This is a genomic window from Inquilinus sp. YAF38, assembly GCF_052113205.1.
Taxonomy (GTDB): domain Bacteria; phylum Pseudomonadota; class Alphaproteobacteria; order DSM-16000; family Inquilinaceae; genus Inquilinus.
Window position 1 is genome coordinate 1 of record NZ_JBFRCU010000204.1, and the last position, 1,272, is coordinate 1,272.

2 protein-coding genes are annotated in these 1,272 nt (G+C 72.2%); both read left to right on the top strand.

The window, feature by feature from the left end; all coding sequences use genetic code 11:
- Window positions 1–894, top strand: an 894-nt coding sequence (locus tag AB4Z01_RS36240) for a heterodisulfide reductase-related iron-sulfur binding cluster (protein WP_441701697.1), incomplete at its 5' end; no start/stop codon positions are given.
- A 62-nt stretch (window positions 895–956) separates the two neighbouring features.
- Window positions 957–1,272 (top strand): hypothetical protein (locus tag AB4Z01_RS36245; RefSeq protein WP_441701699.1); only part of this gene is annotated, 316 nt, incomplete at its 3' end.

Below are 1,272 nucleotides of genomic sequence, written 5' to 3' on the forward strand. Positions count from 1 at the left end.
GCCGGTGGCGGGGCTGCTGCGCCGGTGGCGGGGCTGCTGCCCAAGCGCCTGCGCGCCATGCTCGCCCTGGCGCCCCGCCGCCTGCCGCGGCGCAGCCCGGTCGACCGGCCGCAGGTCTTCGCCGCCGAGGGGCCGCGCAAGCGGCGGGTGGCGCTGCTGTCCGGCTGTGCCCAGACGGTGCTGGACCCGGCGATCAACGAATCCACGATCCGCCTGCTGACCCGCCACGGGGTCGAGGTGATGGTGGCGCCGGGCGCCGGCTGCTGCGGGTCGCTGACCCACCATATGGGCCGGGAGGAGGCGGCGCTGGCCTCGGCCCGGACCAATATCGAGGCCTGGAACCGCGTGGTGGCGGAAGGCGGCCTCGACGCCATCGTCGTCAACACTTCGGGCTGCGGCACCACGGTGAAGGATTACGGCCACATGTTCCGCGCCGACCCGGCCTGGGCCGGGCGTGCCGCAACGATCTCGGCCCTGGCCAAGGATATCACCGAGCTGATGGACGAGGTCGGGCTGAACCCGCCGGCGCGGCCGACCGGTCAGGTGGTGGCCTACCACTCCGCCTGCTCGATGCAGCATGGCCAGCGCATCGCGGCGCCGCCGCGCCGCCTGCTGGCCGCGGCGGGGTTCGAGCTGCGCGAGGTGCCGGATGGGCATCTCTGCTGCGGCTCGGCCGGCACCTACAACCTGCTGCAGCCGGAGATCGCGGACGAGCTGCGGGCGCGCAAGGTGCGGGCGGTGGAAAGCACCGGGGCGGCGATCGTCGCCGCCGGCAATATCGGCTGCATCACCCAGATCGGCCTCGGCACCGCCCTGCCGGTGGTGCACACGGTCGAGCTGCTGGACTGGGCCACCGGCGGTCCGAAGCCCACTGCGCTGCCGGATGCCGCCTGACAACCGACTATAAACACATTGTTTCGTTGTATTAATCGGCGATCGCGTTCATGCTATGTTCTATGAACAAGGCGCAGACCGATTCGGCCCCCGAGACCTCGGCCGCTCCGCAGGAGGAGCGGGCGGCGGATCTGTGCGTGGTGGCGGAGCTGGTCGAGATCCAGATGTCGATCGCCCGGGCGACGCAGCGGGAGGCGCTGCAGGCGCCGCAGTCCGGGGTCGATTACTGCCAGCGGATCGCCACCGTCTCGCGCGCCGTGCGGATGACCCTGCTGCTCAAGGACAAGCTGTCGCGTCAGGCCGCCGAGCGGCGCAAGGCCGCGGCGCAGCGCGAGGCGGCGCAGGAGGACTGGCACGCGCTGCGGGTCCGGCTGGCGA